The organism is Georgenia deserti (assembly GCF_042680605.1).
GTDB classification, from domain to species: domain Bacteria; phylum Actinomycetota; class Actinomycetes; order Actinomycetales; family Actinomycetaceae; genus Allobogoriella; species Allobogoriella deserti.
The window spans coordinates 47937-71766 of sequence record NZ_JBHUEE010000003.1 but is presented as its reverse complement, the minus strand read 5'-3'; the positions used below and the strand labels follow the sequence as shown (position 1 = coordinate 71766).

General features: G+C 69.8%; 17 protein-coding genes. 12 read left to right on the top strand and 5 right to left on the bottom strand.

Annotation, left to right across the window (positions count from 1 at the left end; genetic code table 11):
- Positions 1-95 precede the first annotated feature (95 nt).
- Positions 96-1109, bottom strand: coding sequence for a LacI family DNA-binding transcriptional regulator (locus ACFSE6_RS07145; protein WP_388004222.1), 1014 nt, complete (start codon positions 1107-1109; stop codon positions 96-98).
- Between the two features lie 108 nt (positions 1110-1217).
- Between ACFSE6_RS07145 and ACFSE6_RS07140 the strand changes: the two genes are divergently transcribed.
- Complete coding sequence (locus ACFSE6_RS07140; RefSeq protein ID WP_388004219.1) at positions 1218-2606, top strand: glycoside hydrolase family 5 protein; 1389 nt, start codon at positions 1218-1220, stop codon at positions 2604-2606.
- A gap of 219 nt (positions 2607-2825) precedes the next feature.
- Here ACFSE6_RS07140 and aceA read toward each other — a convergent pair whose 3' ends face one another.
- Entirely contained in the window at positions 2826-4121 is a 1296-nt protein-coding gene (aceA, locus tag ACFSE6_RS07135) for an isocitrate lyase (protein WP_388004216.1), read from the bottom strand.
- A 142-nt stretch (positions 4122-4263) separates the two neighbouring features.
- On the opposite strand from aceA, the gene ACFSE6_RS07130 reads away from it, so the two are divergent.
- Positions 4264-5721, top strand: a complete 1458-nt coding sequence (locus ACFSE6_RS07130; RefSeq protein WP_388004213.1) for a helix-turn-helix domain-containing protein — start codon at positions 4264-4266, stop codon at positions 5719-5721.
- A 78-nt stretch (positions 5722-5799) separates the two neighbouring features.
- Here the strand turns inward: ACFSE6_RS07130 and ACFSE6_RS07125 are convergent, their stop codons facing one another.
- Both ACFSE6_RS07125 and ACFSE6_RS07120 read right to left on the bottom strand, forming a co-directional pair.
- Positions 5800-8775, bottom strand: a complete 2976-nt coding sequence (locus ACFSE6_RS07125) for a discoidin domain-containing protein (RefSeq protein WP_388004210.1) — start codon at positions 8773-8775, stop codon at positions 5800-5802.
- 170 nt (positions 8776-8945) lie between these two features.
- Positions 8946-10508 (bottom strand): UxaA family hydrolase, encoded by a 1563-nt coding sequence (locus ACFSE6_RS07120; protein WP_388004207.1) that lies wholly within the window; start codon positions 10506-10508, stop codon positions 8946-8948.
- Positions 10509-10584: 76 nt separating this feature from the next.
- Here ACFSE6_RS07120 and ACFSE6_RS07115 point away from each other — a divergent pair, with 76 nt between their 5' ends.
- Positions 10585-11574, top strand: coding sequence for a LacI family DNA-binding transcriptional regulator (locus ACFSE6_RS07115; protein WP_388004204.1), 990 nt, complete (start codon positions 10585-10587; stop codon positions 11572-11574).
- Here the strand turns inward: ACFSE6_RS07115 and ACFSE6_RS07110 are convergent.
- On the bottom strand, positions 11555-12520 hold the full coding sequence (locus ACFSE6_RS07110; protein ID WP_388004201.1) for an AraC family transcriptional regulator: 966 nt from the start codon (positions 12518-12520) through the stop codon (positions 11555-11557). The genes ACFSE6_RS07115 and ACFSE6_RS07110 overlap by 20 nt on opposite strands.
- 115 nt (positions 12521-12635) lie before the next feature.
- Here ACFSE6_RS07110 and ACFSE6_RS07105 point away from each other — a divergent pair, with 115 nt between their 5' ends.
- From ACFSE6_RS07105 to ACFSE6_RS07065, 9 genes are all read left to right on the top strand, one after another.
- Positions 12636-13514 (top strand): NmrA family NAD(P)-binding protein, encoded by an 879-nt coding sequence (locus tag ACFSE6_RS07105; RefSeq protein WP_388004198.1) that lies wholly within the window; start codon positions 12636-12638, stop codon positions 13512-13514.
- Between the two features lie 132 nt (positions 13515-13646).
- Positions 13647-14744: a Gfo/Idh/MocA family protein gene (locus ACFSE6_RS07100; protein ID WP_388004195.1), complete on the top strand. Its 1098-nt coding sequence runs from the start codon at positions 13647-13649 to the stop codon at positions 14742-14744.
- Positions 14741-15682, top strand: coding sequence for a DUF6807 domain-containing protein (locus tag ACFSE6_RS07095; RefSeq protein ID WP_388004192.1), 942 nt, complete (start codon positions 14741-14743; stop codon positions 15680-15682). Before ACFSE6_RS07100 ends, ACFSE6_RS07095 begins: the two co-directional genes overlap by 4 nt.
- Before the next feature lie 47 nt (positions 15683-15729).
- Positions 15730-17067 (top strand): ABC transporter substrate-binding protein, encoded by a 1338-nt coding sequence (locus tag ACFSE6_RS07090; protein ID WP_388004189.1) that lies wholly within the window; start codon positions 15730-15732, stop codon positions 17065-17067.
- A gap of 21 nt (positions 17068-17088) precedes the next feature.
- The gene (locus tag ACFSE6_RS07085; protein ID WP_388004186.1) at positions 17089-17865 is read left to right on the top strand and encodes a cupin domain-containing protein; all 777 of its coding nucleotides are present in this window, start codon (positions 17089-17091) and stop codon (positions 17863-17865) included.
- A gap of 189 nt (positions 17866-18054) precedes the next feature.
- A complete protein-coding gene (locus ACFSE6_RS07080; RefSeq protein WP_388004998.1) occupies positions 18055-19566 on the top strand; it encodes a sulfatase-like hydrolase/transferase in 1512 nt (503 codons plus the stop codon).
- A gap of 100 nt (positions 19567-19666) precedes the next feature.
- A complete protein-coding gene (locus ACFSE6_RS07075) occupies positions 19667-21682 on the top strand; it encodes an ABC transporter substrate-binding protein (protein WP_388004182.1) in 2016 nt (671 codons plus the stop codon).
- Positions 21683-21691: 9 nt separating this feature from the next.
- On the top strand, positions 21692-22684 hold the full coding sequence (locus tag ACFSE6_RS07070) for an ABC transporter permease (protein ID WP_388004179.1): 993 nt from the start codon (positions 21692-21694) through the stop codon (positions 22682-22684).
- The gene (locus ACFSE6_RS07065; protein ID WP_388004176.1) at positions 22681-23823 is read left to right on the top strand and encodes an ABC transporter permease; all 1143 of its coding nucleotides are present in this window, start codon (positions 22681-22683) and stop codon (positions 23821-23823) included. The genes ACFSE6_RS07070 and ACFSE6_RS07065 overlap by 4 nt, the downstream gene beginning before the upstream one ends.
- Positions 23824-23830 lie beyond the last annotated feature (7 nt).

Below are 23830 nucleotides of genomic sequence, written 5' to 3'. Positions count from 1 at the left end.
TCCTGGCCCGGTCAACGCCCGATTACACCGGTTACCCCATTGTGATCTCGCGGTTCTGGGTCCGGTGGGTGACCGGCCCCGCCCGTCGTGGCCGGTCAGCCGCCCGTGGACTCCCGGATCCGGAGTGTGTACGGCTGGGTGTGCGTTCCGCCGGCGCGGGTGCGGTCCGGACGGAGAATCTGAGCGAGCAGTCCGTCGACGGCGCGGCGGGCGATCTCGTCCCGGCCCGGATCCACGGTGGTCAGGCGTGGCCGCGCGAAGGCTGCCTCGCGGATGTCGTCGAACCCGGTCACCGCGACGTCCTGCGGCACGCGCAGACCGCGGTCAAACAGTTCGCGCGTGGCACCGAGGGCGAGGGCGTCGTTCAGGGCGAACACGGCGTCGATCTCCACCCCGCGGTCGAGGATCTCGGCCATGGCGTGCGCGCCCGCCTCGAGGGTCCACGCGGTCGCCGGTCCGTGCCGCTCCGGCGCGTGAGGCAGGTCGGCAGCCTCGAGCGCGTCCCGGTGCCCTGCTGTGCGCAGGTAGCCGGCCCCGACCTCGCCGGTGTCGTAGGAGCCGACGACGGCGATGCGGCGCCGCCCGATGGTCAGGAGGTGCTCGGTCAGGGCCCGGGCACCGCCCCGGTTGTCCATGGCGACGTGATCGAGGTCCGGGTTCAGCGGGCGCTCGCCGAGCAGGACCATCGGGAACGGGACGTCCAGATCTGCGCCGTCGTCCTGCCGCAGGCCGATCGGGGAGAAGATCAGTCCGTCGCTCATCCGACGCCGCTCCGAGGTGAGCACGCCCAGCTCCCGCTCGCGCACGCCTCCGGTCTGCTCGAGCAGCACGGTGTAGCCGCGGTCGCCGGCGGCCTCGACTATGCGGTCGGACAGCTCGGCGAAGTACGGCAGGCTGAGCCGGGGCACGGCCAGCATCACCATCCCGGTGCGGCCGATGCTCAGGCTCCGCGCCGCGAAGTTCATCTGGTAGCCGAGCTCGGCGATGGCGGCCTCGACCTTGCGCACCGTGACCTCGGCGACGTTGGGCGCGGCGTTGACCACGTTCGAGACCGTCTTGACCGACACCCCGGCGTGGCGGGCGACGTCGCGCATGGTCACCGCCGACACGTCACGCCTCCTGCCTGGCTCGATGGACCGTGGACGAGCGCCTAGCGTACGCTCGCGAACCCCGGCAGGTAACCGGTTACCCACCTAAGGTGACGGCGGAGGGGAGACATGGAACGACGACGCTTGCGGACCGGCGGTGATCGGATGGTCGACGGCGACGGTGACGTCATCCGGCTGCGGGGCTTCGGACTCGGCGGGTGGATGACCATGGAGAACTTCATCACCGGCCATCCCGCGACCGAGTCCCAGACCCGCCGGGCTATGCGGCGCGTCCTGGGTGAGGACGCCTACGAGGCGTTCTTCGAGACCTTCCTCGCCTCGTTCTTCGGGGAGGACGACGCCGAGTACCTCGCCTGGCTCGGCGTGAACTGCCTGCGTGTTCCCTTCAGCTACCACCACTTCGAGGACGACGCCGCACCGTTCGAGCTGCGGGAGGAAGGCTTCCGGCACCTGGAGCGGGTGGTCCGGCTGTGCGCCGGGCGCGGCATCTACACCGTGCTCGACCTGCACGCGGCGCCGGGGTACCAGAACCAGAACTGGCATTCCGACAACCCGACGCACTGGGCGCACTTCTGGCGGCACCGCCACTTCCAGGACCGCGTGGTGCACCTGTGGGAGGCGTTGGCCGAGCGGTTCGCCGACGAGCCGATGGTCGCCGGCTACAACCTGCTCAACGAGCCGGCCGACCCGAGCGGGGAGGTGGTCGGCCCGTTCTACGAGCGCCTCGCCCACGCCGTGCGTGCCGTCGACCCGCACCACACGCTTTTCCTGGACGGCAATACTTACGCCACTGACTTCACGGCGCTGGCCGACCTGGCCGAACTCGACAACGTCGTCTTCACCGCGCACGACTACGCCCTGCCCGGGATCGCCAACCCGAGCCGATACCCGGGTCAGACCCGCGGTCGCCATTTCGACCGTGGCATCGTCGAGGAGAGCTTTCTCAGGCGGACCGAGTTCATGCGCTCGACGGGGACGCCGATCTGGGTCGGTGAATTCGGTCCGCTCTACACCGGCGACGCGCGCCGCGACGGCGAGGTGCTCCTCCTGCTGGACGATCAGCTCGACATCTACGACGCCCACGGCGCCGGCTGGAGCCTGTGGACGTACAAGGACATCGGCACGCAGGGTGTCGTCCACGCGGACCCGGATGGGCCGTACCTGAGCCGGATCCGGCCCGCGCTGGAGAAGAAGCGGCGGCTCGGTACCGACTCCTGGGGTGGGAGCGAGGAACAGATTCGCCACGTGCTCGAGCCGATCGAGCAGCTCGTTGCCACCGAGTTCCCCGATTTCGACCCGTACCCGTGGGGGAGCAAGCAGTGGATCAACCTGCTCGTGCGGCACGTCCTGCTGGCCGAGCCGCTCGTGGACGAGTTCGCCGAGTGCTTCCGCGGCGCCGATCCGGTCGAGGCCGCGGAGCTCGCCGCCTCCTTCGAGTTCGGCACCTGCGTGCGGCGCGAGCCGCTCGAACAGGTGCTGCGCGCCCGCCTGCGGTGATCGGCGGGTCCGCGGGCCGGCATCGGGTGTCGCGGGACGTCCAGTCCTCGCTCGTTCCTCGCTCGGACGGCCAGACCCAACCAGCCCGGCGACACTCCGATGCCGACCGCGCGGTCGCTGGGCGACCTGCCGCTCCGTGCCAGACCCAGCCAGCCTGGCGGCACTCCCGCCGCCACCCGCCGAACTGGCCCGCCGGCCCGCGATGGAGCGGCCTGTCCCTCAGAACTGCTGGGCCTCGGTGGAGCCGACCAGGGCCAGCGTGGTGCTGTCCGGGTTGAGCGCCGTCGAGACGAGGTCGAAGTAGCCGGTGCCGGCCTCCCGCTGGTGCTTCGTGGCGGTGTAGCCGCTGGGCTCGGCGGCGAACTCTGCCTGCTGCAAATCGACGTAGGCGCTCATCGCGCGCTGGGCGTAGCCCGAGGCCAGGTCGAACATCGAGTGGTTCAGGGCGTGGAACCCGGCCAGCGTGATGAACTGGAAGCGGTACCCCAGCGCCGCGAGTTCGTGCTGGAACGTCGCGATCTGGTCGTCCGTGAGGTGCTTCTTCCAGTTGAAGCTCGGTGAGCAGTTGTAGGCCAGCAGCTTGTCCGGGTACTCGGCGTGGACGGCCTGGGCGAACTCGCGTGCCATGCCGATGTCCGGCGTGCCCGTCTCGAACCACAGCAGGTCCGCGTGCGGCGCGAACGCCAGCCCACGGGCGATGGCGGACTCGAGGCCGGGCCGGACCCGGTAGAACCCCTCACTGGTCCGCTCGCCGGTGAGGAAGGGGCGGTCGCGATCGTCGACGTCGGAGGTGATGAGGTCCGCGGCCAGGCTGTCCGTGCGGGCGATCATCACGGTCGGGACGCCCGCGACGTCGGCCGCCAGCCGGGCGGCGTCGAGCGTGCGGATGTGCTGCTGCGTCGGCACGAGGACCTTGCCGCCCAGGTGGCCGCACTTCTTCTCGCTGGCGAGCTGGTCCTCCCAGTGGATGCCGGCCGCACCGGCCTGGATCATCGCGTGCGCGAGCTCGTAGGCGTTGAGCGGGCCACCGAAGCCGGCTTCGGCGTCCGCGACGATGGGCGCGAGCCAGTCGCGGGTGAGGTTGCCCTCGGCGTGCTCGATCTGGTCCTGACGCAGCAGCGCGTTGTTCAGACGCCGCACGACGGCGGGCACCGAATTGGCGGGGTACAGCGACTGGTCCGGGTACGTCTGCCCGGCGAGGTTGCCGTCGGCGGCGACCTGCCAGCCCGAGAGGTAGATGGCCTTCAGCCCGGCCCGGACCTGCTGCACGGCCTGACCGCCGGTGTAGGCGCCGAGCGCCCGGACGGGCTCGTCCTCGTGGAGCAGGCGGCGCAACGTCTCCGCGCCGCGGCGGGCGAGCGTGGCCTCCTCCCGGACCGAGCCGCGTAACCGGACGACATCGTCGGCGGTGTAGGTCCGTTCGATCCCGGACCACCGCGGGTGCGTCTCCCACTCCAGCCGCAGGTCGCTCGCGCTCTGTGTCTGATCCCCGGGCCGGGACATCGGGTACATCATGGCGATCCTCCTCCTCTCGCGCGGGTCCTCACCCGCGCCGTGGCACCACAATGCGTGAAAGAACGCAGACAACAACCGGCCAGTAGAGGTGAAGATCTCCGGATCTTCACAACAGGAGAGGAATCGTGGCATGCTCGGTGCCATGGCAGCCGCCGACCACGACGACGCCGGTGCCGATGTCCTGACGATCGGGCGGCGCATCCGTCAGCTCCGTACCGCCCGGTCCATGACGCTGGACGCCCTGGCTGCGGCCGTGGGGCGTGCGCCGAGTCAGCTCTCCATGATCGAGAACGGCAAGCGCGAACCGAAGCTCAGCCTGCTGCGCGCCCTCGCGCGCGAACTCGGCGTGACGCTCGATGCGCTGCTCGAGGCCGACCCGCTGGACGAGCGGACCCGGCTGGAGATCGACGTCGAGCGGGCAATGCGCTCGCAGACGTTCTCGGCCCTGGGAATCGAACCGTTCCGCATCGGCAAGCACGTGCCCACCGAGGCGTTGCGCGCACTGCTGGCGCTGCAGGGCGAGATCGAGCGACTCCGGGACGAGCGGCAGGCCACGCCGGAGGAGGCCCGCCGCGCCAACGTGGAGCTCCGGCATCTCATGCGGCGCCAGGACAATTACTTCCCGGAGCTGGAGGCCAAGGCGGCCGAGATCCTGACCGCCGTCGATCACACGGGTGGGCCGCTGACCCAGCGCACCGCCAGCGACATCGCGGCGCACCTCGGCTTCACGCTGCACTACGTGCCCGACCTGCCGCAGACCACCCGCAGCGTGGCCGACCTCAAGCACGGCCGGCTCTACCTGTCCAACCGCATCCAGGGCGATCCGCGCACGGCCGTCCTGCAGGCGCTCTCCAGTCAGATCCTCGGCCACTCCGAACCGACCAGCTACGCCCAGTTCCTCCGCCAGCGCGTGGAGACCAACTACCTCACCGGCGCATTGCTGATCCCCGAGGAACGCGCCGCGCGCGCCCTGCGGGCGGCCAAGGAACGCCGCTCGATCTCCATCGAGGACCTGCGCGACGCCTACTCGGTCTCCTACGAGACCGCGGCCCACCGGTTCACGAACCTCGCCACCCGCCATCTCGACCTGCCGGTGCACTTCCTCAAGGTCCACGAGTCGGGAACCATCACCAAGGCCTACGAGAACGACGACGTGAACTTCCCGACGGACCGGCTCGGCTCCATCGAGGGCCAGATGTGCTGTCGCCGCTGGTCCTCGCGCGCCGTCTTCGAGGTGGACGACCGGTTCAACCCGTACTTCCAGTACACCGACACCGGCAACGGCACCTACTGGTGCACGGCGCGCGTGGAGCACTCCAGCGAGGGCGCGCACTCGGTCAGCGTCGGTGTCCGGTTCGACGACACCAAGTGGTTCGTCGGGCGCGAGACCGGCAACCGTGCCGTCTCGCACCACTCCACCGAGGTCTGCTGCCGCCGCCCGCCGGCCACCTTGGAGTCCGCCTGGCGGGACGAGGCGTGGCCGAACGTGCGCACCCCACGCACCCTCCTCGCCACCCTGCCCACCGGTGCGTTCCCCGGCGTCGACACCACCGACCTGTACGAGTTCCTCGAGGCGCACGCGCCCGAGAACTCTGCGTGAGGACTCGACCGCGGCACCGGTCGCCGACCGCTGCAGGCATGCCAGGCGCGCTCGGCGAGCGGTGCCGTCGGCGCGCGCTCAGCCGTCGTGCGGCGACCGCGCGTAGCCGACCTGCAGTTCGGCCGCCGCGGCGACGTCGAAATGCCCCTCGACGGCGGTCAGCCGCACGTAGCGGGCGTCGGCCGTCTCCCAGGTGGCGTACTTGTGGGCGGCGTCGTCCTCCCAGGTCCCGTCCGCCACGACGTCGAACTGCTCGCCGTCATCACTGATCGCGACCTCGTAGCGGGTGATGACCCCGTTCGGGTTCCCGTCTTGGCGGGGGAGATAGGCCAGCCCCCGGACGTCGCGCTGCCGGCCGAGATCGAGCGTGACGCTCGCCGGTAGGGGATCCGTCGCGGCAGGAGCCGAGTGCCAGAACGTGGAGCGTCGCCCGTCGATCGCCATACAGGCGATGTTCGGGTCGCTGTGCTCGCTGCTCGCGCTGGCCGTCATCTCGTCCTGCGGGACGAGATGCTCCAGGGCTGCGGGAGCGTCGTCGGGCACGGGTGGTTGCTCCGGGCCGTCGGGCGTCGTGGTCAGGCCGGGTCCACGCGCGCTCACCACGCCGATCTCGGCCGCCCGTGCCGACCGGACGCCACACTGGTGCTCGCCCGCCTGAGCGATCAGCCGGACGAACCGCGCGTCGGTCGCTGGCCAGGCCGCGACCTTCGTCGAGGTGCTCGTGCGCCACCTGCCGTCGGCGACCGTCTCGAACGCCTGGCCGTCCGCGCTGACCTGGACCTCGTAGTCGGTGATCATCCCGCCGGTGCCGCCGTCGAGCTGTGGCTGGTACGTCAGCGCCTGAACGCGTTCCACCTCGCCGAGGTCGACCGTGACGGCCTGGGGTAGGTCGTTCGAGGGATCGAGACTGCTGCTCCAGCTGGTCTCCGGCCGGTCGTCGACGGCGTGGGCCGCTTCGTGCGTCCACCCTTGGAGCACACCCTGTTCCGAGGTCGCGCTCGCCGAGGACCGGGGAAGCATCTGTGGCTGCGGGCCGGTCGGGACCACCCGGACGTCGTCGAACTGGGCGTTGTGCCACGCACTGACGCCGAGCGCGGCGTTCCCGGTGCGATGCCGGGTGTCGCGGACCTCGGCGAGCACCTCGCCGTCGAGAAGGACGCGGACCCTCTGGTCCCGCATCGACAGCGTCAGTTCGTGCCACGAGCCCACCTCGACCGCCTCGCTGCCCTGAGCGAGGACGACCTCCTCGCTCAGCGCATGGTCACGGCTGATCAGCTGCCATCCATCCGTGCCTACGCGAGCGTGGTACCCGCTCGCCGGCGTCCCCCACGACTGCCCGGAGACCCGCCCGCCGATCTCGACGTGGCCGGGCTCTTCGAGCAGCACGTCGCTGCGCACCGCGTAGTCGCCCCACCAGCGCGGATCCCCGATCATCGTGCTCAGCGGCAGTTCGCCCACGTGCCCCCAGCTGATCGGCTGACCGGTGACCACCTGTCGGTAGCACGTGCCATCACGCCCACCCGCGCACGGTGCGGCCTCGAAGGCCCCGGCGAGATCCGAGAAGAACGGCGCGGCCCGGCCGGGCTCGACCGCGTCGAAGTCCTCGTGGAACGGCACGTCGAGGCGGTCGTGGACGGATGCCCGGGGCGCGGCTTCCCCCTTGCCGGGGCCGTCAGCCGTGGTGAGCGAGTAGAGCCGGCCCGGCTCGAGGTGCAGGGTGATCTTCTGGGCGTCGGGTCGGACGGTCCCGAGCCGTCGGAACCAGTCGGACTCGTCGTCGGACCGGAGATCCGTCCCCCAGAGGCTCAACGGCTTGCCGGGCAGATTCGCCAGCTCCAGCGTGACGGTGGTCGGTTCGCTCATGTCCAGCGTCTCGATGACGGTGCTCCAGTCCCCGCCGTCGGGGGAAACGAGGGCGACCTGGGTCGCGCCGGAGTCGAGGCGCCGGCTGCCCGTGTCCAGGTAGCGCCAGCCGGGCTCGGCGAACTGGTTCGTGTGGGCGAAGGACCAGATGCTGCGCCCGACGTCGTAGAACCCTGACCACGGCCATTCGGCAACCATGAGGCCGGTGTCTGCCATCGTGATGTTCGCGTACCAGGCGGAGATCGGCGACCACACCATCATCCCGGTGATCTGCGCGTCGATGAACATGCGGTTGGCGGCACGGGCCAGCGGGCCTGCGCCGGCGTCGTGCGCGAGCGCACTCTGCTCGCCGATCCACAACGGTTTGTCCAGCGACCGGGCGGTCTCGGTGCTCGAGCACTCGCTGTAGTCGGTGCGCCAGCCGCACGGTGAGTGCATGTTGGCGATGTCGACGGCGTCGCCGAAGGCCTGGTCGGCCGCCATGTCGTCCGCTACCCGCCAGCCGAAGTTCGGGGTGTCGTCGGCGGCAGTCAGTTCGACCTCGGGGTGGTGCTCCTCCAGCGCGTCGGCCCAGGCGACGTACCAGTCCCGGTCGTATCCGGCTTCGTTCCACCCGCCCATGAAGTCGATGGCGATGCCGTGCTGCTCGGCGCAGTCCAGCCAGGAGAGCAGGTAGTCGATGTTGTCCTGGCTCCAGAACCCGCCGTCCAGCCAGTGCGGGGCGCCCCATTGGAGTCCGCCGAGTGTGATGTCGGGGTTCCGCTCACGTGCCTCGCGCATCAACCACCATTCGTAGCCGCGACCGCAGTCGACCTCGTCGGGTTCGCGCATGTGGCTCGGCTCTGCGCCCGACGTCGAGTTGGTGTCGGCTCCGATCTCCACCTTCAACATCTCGAGTTCGGCGCCGTAACCCGGCTTGAAGAGGTAGTCGAGGATCTGGCTCCGCTCGGGCTCGGGGTAGTCGAACAGCAGACGACTCGACGCGCCGGCGCTCACCGCACCCAGGCCGTCGAACTCGCGCCCCGCATCCGCGCCGTCGATGTGCACGGTCTCGGTGGCCGCCCCGCCTGCTGCCGGGCCTGCGGCCCCTCCGGCTGGGCCTGCGGCTCCGTCGGCCGGGCCGGCGACGGCCACCGGGCCGACGAGCGCCGCGATCAGAAACAGGGCTGTCCGTGCCCCCCAGTGACGCATCCTGCCTCCTCATCGAGTTGGTCAGAGGTTAGACCACTGCTTCGGGCACTCCAAGTCCAGAACCAGATGCGTGCGCTTTTCCGCACCTCGACCGCTACGCTGGTCGCCGACCGCTACAGGCATGCCAGACGCGCTCGGCGAGCGGTGCAGCGGTGGGCGGACTCAGGAGTTCAGGTGACCGTGCCGAGCTGCCACGGCTGGAACTCGTCCTGGCCCAGATCCAGCTCCTCGCTGACCGACTGCCGGCCGGAGGCGACGGCGAGGATCGTCTCGGCGATCTCCTCACCGACCTCCTCGAGCGTGGCCGTGCCGTCCACGATCCGGCCGCAGTTGAGGTCCATGTCCTCGTGCATCCGCCGGTACATCTCGGAGTTCGTGGCGAGCTTGATCGTGGGCGCGGGCTTGGAGCCGAGCACCGAGCCCCGGCCGGTGGTGAAGCAGACGACGGTCGCACCGCCGGCGACCAGGCCGGTGACCGAGACCGGGTCGTAGCCGGGGGTGTCCATGAAGCCCAGGCCGGGGGTGTCGATCTGCTGGGCGTACTCGTAGACCGCCGACAGTTCGGCGGACCCGGCCTTGGCGACCGCCCCCAACGACTTTTCGAGGATCGTGGTCAGGCCGCCGGCCTTGTTGCCGGGGGAGGGGTTGTTGTCGAGCGTGCCCCCGCCGGCGGCGGCATAGTCCTGCCACCAGGTGATCCGGTCCAGCAACGCACGCCCGACCTCCTCGGAGACCGCGCGCCGGGTGAGCAGGTGCTCGGCGCCGTAGACCTCCGGCGTCTCCGCCAGCACCGAGGACGCGCCCGCGCCGACGAGTAGGTCGGAGGCGTACCCCAGCGCGGGGTTGGCGGTGATGCCGGAGTAGCCGTCCGATCCGCCGCAATTCAGTCCGAGCACGAGCTTGCTGACGTCCACCGGCTCGCGCCGCGCACGGTCGACCTGCGGGAGCATCGCCCGGATCCGTTCAACGGCGGTGCGCACCGTGGCCCTGATCCCGCCGGTCTCCTGGACCGTCATGGTCTCCACGACCATGCCCTCCGGCAGCTCGAGGTCCTCGACCAGTGCCGTGACCGGGATCATCTCGCATCCCAGGCCCAGCACCAGCAGGCCGCCGAAGTTCGGGTGTCGCGCGTAGCCGCGCAGGGTCCGCAGCAGCGTCCGACCGCCCTCGGAGTCCGGGACCAGTCCGCAGCCCGACCCGTGCGTCAGCGCCATCACCCCGTCGACGTGGGGATAGTCGTCCAGCGCGCCGAGGCCCCGGAACTGGTCCGCGATCATCCGGGCCGAGGAGGCCGAGCAGTTCACCGAGGTGATGACGCCGATGAAGTTGCGGGTGCCGACCCGGCCGTCGCCACGGACGTATCCGTCGAAGGTGCGCCCGCGCATCCTCGCCGGCGGGGTCTCGCGGGCGGTACCGAACGCGTACTCGCGTGCGCCGTCGTCGAAGGCGAGGTTGTGGCTGTGGACGTGCTCACCGGCCGTGATCGCCCTGGTGGTCCGGCCGATCACCTGTCCGTACTTGCGCAGCGCCGTGCCGATGGTCATGTCGCGGACGGCCAGCTTGTGCGCCCGCGGGACCGTCGTGGCGACCGTGACCGCGCGGTCGCCCACCGACACCGTCGTCCCGGCGGGCAGGTCGGCCGTGGCGATCGCGACGTCGTCCTCGTCGCGGAGCAGGATCGCCGTCGCCTCGGCGGTGGTGGCGCCTCCCGGTGCAGCCGTCGCCTCGCTCATCTCACCTCTCTCCCGCGGGGAACCGCGTAGGCTGTGCGTAAACGCTTCCACCCTATCCTGTCCCCGGGAGGTCACGATGGCGACGATCCACGACGTCGCGCGCGAAGCCGGCGTCTCCATCGCCACGGTCTCCCGAGCCCTCAACGGGGGGCCGCGCGTCAACGAGGCCACGCGCCGCCGGGTCCTGGAGACCGCCGCCGCGCTGGACTTCCGTCCCAATCATGCCGCGCGCGGGCTCGCCACCGGGCGTCTCGGCAACGTGGGGGTGTTGCTGCCGGACGTCGCGAACCCGTTCTTCGGGGCGGTGTTGGCCGGCATCGCCCGGGCCTCCCAGGAGCGCGGGTTCGGCGTCTTCGTGGCGGACTCGCGCGAGGACGCCACCGCCGAGCCCGAGCTCGCGGGCCGGCTGAGCCAGCAGGTCGACGGCCTGGTCCTGGTCGCCCCGCGGATGTCCGACGACGACGTCCGCAGCTACGCTGCCCGGCGCCCCACCGTCCTGGTCAACCGTCTCGTCGACGGGGTCGACGGCGTCGCGGTCGACGCCGCGCAGGGGATGTCCGACCTGCTCGCCCAGGTGGCCCTGCTCGGACACCGCACGGTCTGCTACCTCGACGGACCCGCGGCCTCCCGCGCCGGCACTGCCAAGCGGGCGGGCCTGTCGGCCGCCGCCGAGCAGTACGGCGTCGACCTGCACGTCGAGCAGTCCCAGGCGCCCACCTTCGCGGCCGGCCGCGCCGCCGCCCAGCGCGTCCTCGACTCGGGATGCACCGCGGCGGTGTGCTTCGACGACCTGCTCGCCTGGGGCGTCCTCACCCGCGTGCGCGAGCTCGGCGTGTCCGTCCCGGACGACCTGAGCATCACCGGCTTCGACGATTCGCTCGAGGAGGGGATGGTCAGCCCTGGGCTGACCACGGTCTCGGCACGGAACCGGGAGATGGGCACCATCGCCGCCGGGATGCTCGAACGGCGGCTGCGTGACACCACGCTCGGGCCGGCCACCGAGGTGCTGCGGTGCAACGTCGTGGTGCGCGGCTCGACGGCGGCACTCAACTCCCGACGGCGGTGACGTCGGCGCGCTCGAGCCGTGCCGGGCGGGACGCACGGTGGGTGCGCGGGCTCACGCCCCGCTCGCGGGTGAACGCCGAGGTCAGTGCGAAGCCGTTCGCATAACCCACCTCCCGGGCGATCGCGTCGACGGTCCGGTCGGTCCGGTCGAGAAGGTCCGCCGCCAGGGTCAGCCGCCAGGAGGTCAGGTAGGTCAGCGGTGGCTCGCCGACCAGGTCGCGGAATCTCCGGGCGAAGGCCGCCCGGGACGCGCCCGCGTGTTCGGCCAGCCCGGCGACCGTCCAGCCGTGCGCCGGTGCCGAGTGCATCAGCCGCAGCGCCCGGCCGACCACCGGATCGCCGAGTGCGCGGTACCAGCCCGGAGCGCGTGCCTCCGGCCGGGCGAACCACGCGCGCACCGTGCTGATCAGGGCCAGATCGAGCAGCCGGTCGAGGGCGAGCTGCTGCCCGGGTTGCTCCTCGGCGAGCTCGGCGGCCAGGAGCTCGGTGACCGTGGTCGGCATGTCCGACCCCGGGACCACCAGCACGCGCGGCAGTGCGTCCAGCAGCCGCCGGCCGACGTCGCCGGAGACCCGGTAGGTCCCGCTCGCCAGCACCGTGGCTCCGGGGGTGGCGGCGTCGACGTCCGGGAGATCGGCGGGGGCGCCGTCCGTCGTCGTCAGCACGTTGCCCGGCCCGACGACGACCTCCGGTTGGGTGCTCGGGTCGTCGGCGACGATGAACGGGCGGGACCCCGTGACGACGCAGACGTCCCCGGGCCCGAGCCGGATCGGTGTGCCGGCCTGCGGGCCGGTGTCGATGAACCAGGTGTGCCCGTGCAGGGGGCTGGCGAGCGACAGCGTGGCGCCGTCGGCGATCCGCAGCGCCCACGGCGGTACCAGGACCGTGCGGCAGAACGCCGCGCTGCGCGCACGCACGCCTTCGAGGAGATCGGCCAGCGCGTCCACCACACCAGCGTAGACGATCAGACATGTTCACGAGCCTGCAGGCCATGGCGCGTCTCGATCAGACGACGTCGAATGAAGACGTCCGCATCACACGCACCATCGAAGGAGCCGTTCCATGTTCACCGTCGCAGGCGTCACAGGCCACGTCGGATCGGCCGTCGCCGACACTCTTCTCGCGGCCGGCCAGGAGGTCACCGTCCTCGTGCGTGATCGGGCCCGCGCCGCAGCGTGGCGCGGGCGCACCACGCTCGCCCAGGTCGACCTGCGCGAGCGCGACCGGCTCGCCGCCGCCCTGCGCGGCAGCGACGGCCTCTTCGCGCTGCTGCCCTTCAGTCCAGGTGCTGAGGACATCGACGCAGACCAGACCCGGCTCGTCGACGCCATCGCCGGGGCCGTCGCCGACTCCGGTGTCCCGCACGTGGTGCTGCTGTCCTCGCTCGGGGCCGACCTCGAGGACCCGCCCGAGGTCATCGCGTGGCTGCGCCGGCTCGAGCAGCGCCTGGCCGCGACCTCCGCCGTCGTCACCGCCGTGCGCTCCACGCACTTCCAGGAGAAGGTCGCCGACGTGCTCGGTCCCGCCACTACCGAGGAGATCTACCCTGTCTTCGCCTCGAACGCGGACGAGCCGGTGCCGATGGTCGCCTCGCGGGACGTCGGCGCCGTGGCTGCGCAGGCGTTGCAGGACCCGCCCGCGGCTTCCCAGGTGATCGACGTCCTGGGCCCGGCCGTCTGCGAACGGCAGGTCGCGACCGTGCTGGGGGATGCCCTCGGCCGCACCCTGGAGGTCCTCACCGTCCCGCGTCCGGCCTGGATCCAGACCCTCGCCGCAGCGGGCCTGCCCGCGCGCGCCGCCGAGCTGCTGGCTGGTCTGTACGAGGCCGGTGACCGCGGCGTCCTGCGGCCGGCCGGCGATCGACAGGTCGTGGGCGAGACACCCCTGGAGGCCACCGTCCGCGCTGTCGTTGCTCGGACGGCCGCGGTCACGACCGGGTAAGCGCTTCCAGAACGTGGACACGGGTCTTGGTACTGAGCGGATCCGGTCGTAGGCTGCACGAAAACCGGGAACGATGCAGGTCCCTGTCTCGTCCCTTGTGATAGCGCTTTCCGCCCGCAACGAAGGGTCGCAATGGAGCACAGACCGGTCCGGGTAGGGCTCATAGGTGCCGGTGGTATCGCTGGCGGACGCCACATGCCGACGATGCGCGAGTTGGACGGCCGGCTCGAGGTCGTCGCGGTGGCGGACGTCGACGCCGACCGTGCCCGTGCCTTCGCGGAGACCTGGCAGATCCCGCACAGCTACGGCTCGGTCTCCGAGCTGCTCGCCGTGGAGGAGTTCGACCTCGCCGTCGTCTGCACCCCGCCCGGGGCGCACCGCGACGCGATCGTCGCCTGCCTGCAGGCCGGTGTCCACGTCTGGTGTGAGAAGCCGCCGGTGCTCTCGCTCGCCGAGTACGACGAGATCGCCGCGCTGGAACGCGACGGTGGGCCGTACGCCTCCTACGTCTTCCAGCACCGGTTCGGCTCCGGCGCCGCCCGGCTGCGTGAGCACATCGCCGCCGGCACCCTCGGCCGGCCGCTGGTGGCCGTGTGCCACACGCTCTGGTACCGCGGGCACTCCTACTACGAGCCCGAATGGCGCGGACGGTGGACGAGCGAGGGGGGTGGGCCGACCATGGGCCACGGCATCCACCAGTTCGACCTCGCGCTCAGCCTCCTCGGTGAGTGGGACGAGATCCGCGCCCTGACCGGCACGCTGGACCGGGACATCGAGACCGAGGACGTCTCCATGGCGGCCGTGCGCCTGGAGTCCGGGGCCATGCTGTCCGTGGTCAACAGCATCCTCTCGCCCCGCGAGACGAGCTACCTGCGGTTCGACTTCACCGACGCCACCGTCGAACTGACGCACCTGTACGGCTACGACGACTCGAGCTGGCGGTGGACACCCGCCAGCCACGTGGCCGAGGACGTGGCCGCGAGCTGGCCGCCGAGCGAGAACATCGCGAGCTCGCACGCCGCGCAGTTGCGCGTGCTGCTGGACGCCATCGAGGCGGGAGTCCGGCCGCCGAGCAGCGGCGTCGACGGACGCCGCTCCCTGGAGTTCGTGGCGGGTCTGTACGCCTCGGCGTTCACCGGCCGCCCCGTCCACCGCGCCGACCTGACGCCGGACAATCCCTTCTACCACGCCCTGAACGGCGCGTCCGTCACCGAGGAGGCCCACGCGTGAGCGACCAGCACAGCCACGGCGCCGGATCCGCGCTCGGTGTCACCCACGACGTCGGCTCCGCCCTGACCGTGCGCGCCGGCGCGACCGAGATCGCCCGGTACGTCTACGCACCGGACTTCCCTGCCCTGGAGGCCCGCAAGCCGTACATCCACCCGCTGCGCGCGCTCGACGGTGCACTCGTGTCCACCTACCGGCCCTGGGACCACCGCTGGCACAAGGGCCTGCAGATGACCTACTCCGAGGTCTCCGGTGAGAACTTCTGGGGCGGACCGACGTTCCGCGAGGGCTCCTACCACCAGCTCGACAACGTCGGCCGCATGCACCACACCGGCCTGCCCGGGCTCGAGGTGACGGACGAGGAGGCCCTGGTCACGGAGACCCTGGAGTGGATCACCGCCGCCGGCGAGCGCTGGGTCGAGGAGACCCGGCGGCTCCGGTTCCACGGCGTCGATCGCGACGCCGGTGAGTGGGTGCTCGACTTCGCCACCTCGCTGACCAACGTCCGCGGCAGCGACCTCGTTCTCGGCAGCCCCACGACGAACGGCCGCCCCAACGCGGGCTACACCGGCCTGTTCTGGCGCGGGCCGCGTGCCTGGACCGGCGGCGAGATCATCGCCGACGGCGGCCGCGGCGGCGAGGAGATGATGGGCGAGCGTGGCCCGTGGCTCGCGCTGACCGGCCGGCACGACGGCGTCGACGGCGCCGGCACCCTGCTGTTCTTCGCCGGCACGTCTTCGGCCGAGGTGCCGATCACCTGGTTCGTACGCTCCCAGCCCTTCGCCGCCGTCAATCCCTCGCCCTCGTTCGACACCGAGGTGACGCTGCCGCCGGGCGAGACTCTTGAACTGACGCACCGCGTGGTCGTCATCGACCACGCACCCGGACGCGAGGGCCTCGAGGCCGTCGCCGCCCGCCTGGCGCCGCCGGCCGCCACCTGACCCGGCGCCATCGACCATGAACGAGACGACGACGTCCCGGAGGAGACATGGCACGGAACCGACTGAGGAACGCACGCGGCGTACGCCGTCGCCGGCTGGCCGCCGTCACCGCGGCCGGCTGCCTGGCCCTGGCCGCCTGCGGCCAGGCGGAGAACCTCGAGGAACAGCGCGGCGGTGACGACGGCGGGGGTGGTGACGGTCCGGTCGAGCTGCGCTTCACCTGGTGGGGTGCAGACGCTCGCGGCGACCTGACGCAGGAGGTCATCGACCTGTTCGAGGAGGAACACCCGGATATCCGGATCCAGCCGCAGTGGACGTCGTGGGAGTCGTACTGGGACCGGCTGAACACCGAGGCCGCGGCCGGTGACATGCCGGACATCATCCAGATGGACGAGAGCCAGATCGCCACCTACGGCCAGCAGGGCACCCTGCGCGATCTCGGCAGCCTGGACGGACTCGACCTGTCCGGTATGGAGGACAACGTGCTGCAGACCGGCGAGGTCGACGGCACGCTCTACGGTGCGCCCGTGGGCATCGCGCTCCACGCCATGGCCTACAACCCTGAGGTGCTCGACCAGGCCGGCATCGAGGTGCCGGACGACACTACGTGGACGTGGGACGAGTTCTACGAGCTCGCAGGCCGTGTCCACGACGAGCTCGGGGACGAGGGCGTCCACGGAATCAGCTTCTGGTCGTTGCAGTCCGCGAACCTGCAGAACATCGCCCGTCAACGCGGCGAGGAGGTCTTCCCGCGTGAGGGAGAGACGCCGATCAGCCGCGAGACCATCGTCGAGTTCTTCGAGCAGAACCTCGAGCTCGTGGAGACCGGTGCTGTGCCGCCCGGTGACGTCCAGACCGAGGGCGTCGGATTGTCGCTGGAGCAAGGATCCTTCGCGACCGGCGAGGCCGCGTTCCACCCGCTGTGGCACACCCAGGTCCAGGCCTACGTCGACGCCTCCGGCATCGAGATGGGGCTGCTGCGCCAACCCGCGCTCGAGCCAGGCGATCACCGCATGGTGAACAAGGCCTCGATGTACTGGTCGATCGCGGAGAGCACAGATCACCCGGAGGAGGCCGCGACGTTCGTGGACTTCCTGCTCAACGACCCGGAGGCGGCCCGCATCCTCGGCGTCGAGCGCGGCGTGCCGGCCATCCCCGAGATCCAGGAGGTCATCGAGCCCGACCTCGGCCCGACCGGGCAGCTCTCCGTCGAGTTCGCCGCGGACCTCCAGGATGAGGTCGTCCCCCCGCCCCAGGTCACCCCCAGCGGGGCAAGCACATGGAGCGACGACTACCAGCGCATCGCCGGCGAGGTGCTCTTCGGCCAGATCACGCCCGAGGATGCGGCCGATCAGCTGCTGGGCATCATCGAGGGGTACCAGTGAACCAGGCATGAGGAGCAGCGCATGAGCATCGACGACGCCGGACGCCCGGTCGGCGGGGGCGCGAGCTTCCCCGGCGGGGTCAGCGTCAGCCACCTCAAGGTCTACGACTGGCCCGCGCCCGACCTCGACGGCGTCACCGGCGGCGGCTCGCCGCACCTGCACACCGTCTCCGGGGAGGCATACGTGGTCCTCGGCGGACACGGCCGGGTCCAGACGATCAGCTCCGAGGGATACGCCGAGCAGGAGCTCCGTGCCGGCACCGTCTTCTGGTTCACACCGGGGACCGTGCACCGGCTGGTCAACGACGGCGACCTCGAGATCCTCGTCGTCATGCAGAACGCCGGCCTGCCCGAGGCGGGTGACGCCGTCCTGACCATGCCGAGCCAGATTCTGGCGGACCCCGACCGCTACGCCGAAGCCGTCGCGTTGCCCGTGGCGGGCGCCGCTCCCGAGGAGATCGCCGCAGCCGCACGCCGACGCCGCGACCTGGCCCTCGAGGGCTACGCCACCCTGCGCGCCGATCTCGAACGCGACGGGATCGACGCACTACACCGGCTGCACGAGGCCGCGGCACAGCTGGTCCGAGCGAAGGTTCCCGGGTGGCAGCAGACCTGGGCCGGCAGCGTCGGGGCCCAGGCCCGGGCGGCCGAGGACGCGATGACCAGCCTGGCGCAGGGCCTTGCCGGGCATCTCGCCGGGGCCGCCACCCATGTGACGACGGCGCGACCCGGCCCGCGGACTGCCGGGATGTGCGGGTGGCTACGGACCTATCCGTTGCCGCCGCTGGCTGAGGCCTGAGGGCTGACGGCGCCGTGGAGGACCGGCGCCACCGTTCCGTTCCGTTGACAGGACCGGGGTGCGGCGTGCAGGCTACCTACAGCGCTGTAGGTAAGCGCTGTAGGTAAGCGCTAGAGATCGACGGGACGGCGATGTCCCGGTCCGAGGAAGGACGGGCGATAGGCCTTGTCGCAGACTCACCCCAACGTCGTGGTGCTCATGACCGACCAGCACCGGGCCGGACTCACGGCTGGTGAAGGCGGGAGGCACGACACCATGCCGCGACTGGACGCACTGCTGGATTCCGGAGCGCGTTTCGACCGTGCGTACACCACGTCACCTGCGTGTGTCCCGGCCCGCACCAGCTTGCTGACCGGCCGGTTCCCCACGGCGCACCGGGTGCGCCAGAACAGCACGGCGGCTAGCGCCTTGTACGAGCGCGACCTGCTCGACGTGCTCCGCTCGGCCGGTTACTCCCTGCACTTCTGCGGCAAGCCCCATATGCATCGTGGACCCGACGACTTCGACAGCTTTCACGGGCCCTACATGCACGAACACGGTCCGCGGCGTACGCCGGAGGACGCCGCCTTCGACGAGTGGCTTCATGGCCTGGACCACCGGGTCGCCGGCGAGCCGTCGCCGCATCCGGTCAGCGCCCAACTGCCCTATCGGATCGTCTCGGACGCAGTGGATGTGCTCGACCAGGTCGGCGACGATCGCCCGTTCTTCCTCTGGGTGTCGTTCCCGGAACCTCATAACCCGTACCAGGTTCCCGAGCCCTACTTCAGCATGTTCGGTGAGCAGGACGTGCCTCCACGGCTCGCGGGCCCAGAGGCATTGGAAGACCTCTCGTGGCGATATCGGTGGCTGCACCGGCTGATCTCGGACAAACGGCCGGGCTTCGACGACGAGTGGCGCCGTTACCGTGCGAACTATCTCGGCATGCTCCGACTTCTCGACGATCAGATCGGCCGGTTGCTTGACCACCTCGGCGACCGACTGGAAGACACCGTCGTGGTGTTCCTCAGCGACCACGGGGACTATGTCGGCGAGTACGGCCTGCAGCGCAAGGGCGCCGGCATGTCAGAAGCGCTCATGCGGGTGCCGTTCGGGGTGGCCGGACCAGGCGTGGTTACCGGACGGCACCGTGAGCTCGTTTCGCTTGCCGATGTCCTGCCAACGGTGTGCGACTGGCTGGACCAGGATCTGCCTGCCGGGGTGCAGGGTCGCAGCCTCGCTCCACTGTTGATCGGTGCGGAGGGGCCGCCGGAGGAATTCGGCAGCATGCTCGGGGAACTCGGCTACGGCGGCGTGTCCTACGACGAGACCGACCGGCCCCCGCTCCATTTCCCGTACGAAGGGACGACCTTCGACGAACTCAACTCGGTGACTCAGAGCGGTGGGCTGCGAATGCTCGTCACAGAGCGGTACAAGCTGCTTGTCGACGACCGTGGCGAGGAGGAGCTATACGACCTCGACATGGATCCCGCCGAGCAGATCAACCGCGTCGACGACCCGGAGGTGCGCGAGGTCCGCGACGAACTGCGCCTACTCCTGGTGCGTTGGATGATCCGCGCGGCCGACGACCTTCCTGTCGGCCAGTACATGCCGAAGACCCGGCCGCACAACTGGCGTTGGGTCATCGGCGACACCGGTCCCGCAGACACGCCCGGGAGCGAACTCGCCCCAGCGGCGTCCGGCAGTGGGGCCCCGGACAACTGAGCGACGGCGCCGACTCCGACAGGAGGTGCCGAGTCGCGACAACAGAACATCACCGACCGGCCGCCTGGCCGGGTGCAATGCCGCACACAAGGAGGTCACCGTGGACCTGGACAGAGCATCGACGACGACGGCGGTACGCCGCCGAGACATCCTGCGCCTGGGTGGCGTCGGCCTCGTGGCCGCCTCCCTGTCCAGCTGCGGGTTCTTCTCGACCGATCCCACCGACGGGCACGGAGGCGGCGCAGGCACCGATGCCGCGAAGGGGCCGGAGGCTCCCTCACTTGCCCAGCGAGTCGAGGCCGGCGACCTGCCACCGCTCGAAGAGCGCTTGCCAGCTACACCCATGGTGCTCGAGCCGTTGGAAGAGATGGGGCGCTATGGCGGCGACCTGCGCATGCTCATGTCCTCGGTGGGTAGCGATCTGCTCAACGCAACAATCGGCTACGAGAATCTCGTGCGGTGGAAGTCGGACGCGACGCAATTGACTCAGGACCAGGTGATACCGAACGTCGCCGAGGATTTCGAGATCAGCCCCGACGGCACCGAGTTCACGTTTACCCTGCGCGATGGGCTGAGGTGGTCCGACGGCGAGCCGTTCACGGCCGAGGACATCCTGTTCTGGTTCCACGACGTCATCAGTAACGAGGAACTCACCCCGGACGGACTGCCCGAGTGGCTGAACACGGGAGGAGAAGAGCCGCTTGTCGTCGAGCAAACGGGCGAGCGCACGGTCGTCTTCCGATTCTCCGCTCCCAACGGCCTATTTCTCGTCAACCTCGCCACCCAGCGAGGTGACATCGTCACCGGATTCCCTCGGCACTACCTCGAGCAGTTCCACAAGGACTACGCCGACGACATCGACGGTGTGGTGGAACAGGAGGACGCCGAGGACTGGGTCGACCTGTTCTTCACGAAGGCAGACCGTGCCGACCCGCCAGGTCTGTTCTGGCAGAACCCGGAGGTCCCCACCCTGAACGCATGGGTGATCACCGAGGCGATCACCTCCGACAGCCAGCGGGTCGTGGCCGAACGCAACCCGTACTACTGGAAGACCGACCCCGACGGCAGTCAACTGCCGTACCTCGACCGGGTCACCTTCCACATGGTCACCGACCCCGAGGCTCAAGTGGTCGAGGTAACCAACGGCAACGTCGACCTGGTCGAACGCGGAATCAACACGTTGCGAAACAAGCCGGTCTTCGCGGACGCCCGCGAGGACGCCGGGATCGAGTTCTTCGACACCATCCCGCAACAGATGAATCAGATGATCATCATGGTCAACCTGACGCACCAGGATCCCGCGTTGCGCGAGGTCTTCAGCGACCGCGACTTCCGTATCGGTCTCTCCTACGCCTTGGACCGTCAGGAGATCATCGACACCGTCTTCGCGCGGCAGGGCGAGCCGTGGCAGGCCGCCCCACGGCCCGAGTCCCCGTTCTACAACGAGACGCTGGCTACGCAGTACACCGAACATGACCTCGAGCTCGCTGCAGAGCATCTCGACCGAGTTGTCCCGGACACCGACGCCGACGGCATGCGGCTGCGACCCGACGGGCGGCGCCTCAGGTTCCAGATCGAGGTTTCCACCGACTTCCCGGACCTCGTCGACGCACTCGAGTTCGTACGCAACCAGTGGGCACAGGTGGGCGTCGACATCGGCATCAAGAGCCAGGACGCCACCCTCTTCGGAGAACGGATGGAGGCGAACGCCCACGACGCCTGTGTCTGGATCGGCGGCGGAGGTCTCGGGCCCACGCTCGACCCCTTCTACTACATGCCCTACAACTTCAATACCCGGTACGCGATGCCCTGGTATCGCTGGTACATCAACCCGGACAGTGAACAGGCCGAGGAACCCCCTGAGCCGGCGCGTCGTCAGCTCGAGTTGTACGGCGAGCTCTTGCGGACCCCCGACCAGCAGGGCCAGATCGACCTCATGGCCCAGATCACCGACATCGCCGCCGAGCAGTTCTACTGCATGGGCGTCGCGCTGCGTGAGCGCGAGTACGGGGTTGCCGCGACCCGAGTGCGGAACATCCCGTCCAGCACTGTCAACGGGTGGCTGTACGCGGGCATGATGCCGGCCAATCCGCAACAGTACTTCGTCACCGAGTAGGTACCCGAGATGGCGCGCTACCTCGTCCGCCGGCTTGCTTACATGGTGCCGACGCTCATCCTGATCTCGATCGTCTCTTTCGTCATCATCCAGCTGCCGCCCGGTGACTACCTCTCCACCGTCGTGGCACGGCTCAGCGCTCAGGGTCAATCCGTGGATCAGGCTCAGCTTGAGGCGTTGCGTGACCGGTACGGACTGGGCGATCCGGCTGTGGTCCAGTACTTCAAGTGGATCAGCAACATCGTCCTGCACTGGGATTTCGGGCAGTCATTCGAGTGGAACCGACCGGTCGCCGAACTGCTCGCGCGGCGGCTTCCCGTCACCATCGCCTTGTCCGTCATCACCCTGTTCGTCACCTGGATCATCGCCTTCCCCGTCGGTGTCTACTCCGCCGTCCGGCAGTATTCGGCCGGGGACTACGTGGTCACGACTCTCGCGTTCCTGGGGCTGGCGACGCCGAACTTCCTCATCGCGCTGGTTCTGCTGTACCTCGGACAACAGGCTTTCGGAGTCACCCTCACCGGGCTGTTCTCGCCGGAGTTCGCCGACTCAGGATGGAACCTCGGCAAGATCCTGGATCTCGCCGCGCACCTGTGGGTCCCCGTGGTCGTCCTCGGCACGGCCGGAACCGCGGGGCTGATCCGCATCCTGCGGGCGAACCTCTTGGACGAGCTGCGCAAGCCCTACGTGGTCGCTGCGCGGGCACGCGGCGTCCCGGAACGCACGCTGTTGCTCCGGTATCCGCTACGGGTGGCACTGAATCCCTTCATCTCAACCATCGGATGGGTGCTTCCCGCCCTGGTTTCGAGTGAGGTCATCGTCTCCCAGGTGTTGTCCCTACCGACGACCGGACCGTTGCTCCTCGGGGCACTGCGGAGCCAGGACATGTACCTCGCCGGCGCGATCGTGCTCATGGTCAGCGTTCTGACGGTGATCGGGACGCTCGTTTCCGACATCGCCCTGGCCTGGCTGGACCCACGCGTGCGGATGGGACAACGATGACGACGACCGAGGAGATCCCCACCACCGACTCCGCTCCGAAGGCCGCGACCGGTACCGCCACGGCGAGCAAGTCCGCTCTCGTCTGGCGTGGCTTCCGCAAACACCGGCTCGCGATGGTCGGCCTGATCGTGAGCGTCTTCATCTACCTGGTGGCGGCGTTCGCGGAGTTTCTCGCACCGTTCGACACCGCCGACCACGACGCTGATCACACCTATGCACCGCCCCAACGGCTGCACATCCTCGACACCAGCGAAGGGCGAGTCGATCTCGGCCTGTACGTGTACGGCTACGAAACCTCGCTCGATCCCGAGACACTTGAGACCACCTATGAGGTGGACCGGTCGGAGAAGATCGACGTCCGCTTCTTCGACGACGGCCCGGAGTACGAGCTGTGGGGCCTGATCCCGAGCAACCTCCATCTCATCGGGCCCGTCGACGACGACCAGCCGATGTACCTGTGGGGTGCAGATGAGAACGGCCGGGACGTCCTCAGCCGAACCATCGCTGGAACGCGTGTGTCGATGTCCATCGGGCTGGTCGGCGTCGCCCTCGCATTCCTCCTCGGCATCACGCTCGGTGGCGTCTCGGGTTACCTCGGGGGTCGCGTCGACACAGTGTTGCAGCGCGTGGTCGAGTTCTTCATGTCACTGCCGGTTCTCCCGCTCTGGCTGGGCTTAGCCGCCGCGCTCCCGCAGAGTTGGGGACCACTGCAGCGGTACTTCGCCATCACGGTGATTCTGGCGGGCATCGCCTGGACCGATCTCGCCCGTGTCACCCGAGGCCGTTTTCTCTCGCTGCGCGAGGAGCAGTTCGTCACGGCCGCGATCATCGACGGCAACAGCAGGCCGCGACTCATCTTCCGACACATGCTCCCGTCCTTCACCAGCCACCTGATCGCCTCGCTGACGCTGTCCATTCCGGGGATGATCCTGGCGGAGACCGCGCTGAGCTTCCTCGGCCTCGGTCTGCAGGCTCCGGTCGTCAGCTGGGGCGTCCTTCTCCAGGACGCGCAGAACATCCGCGTGGTCTCGTCGGCTCCATGGCTCCTGCTGCCCGGCGGTGTCGTCGTCCTGGCGATCCTCGCACTCAATTTCGTCGGCGACGGGCTGCGCGACGCCGCCGACCCGTACCGACGGTAAGGAGAGC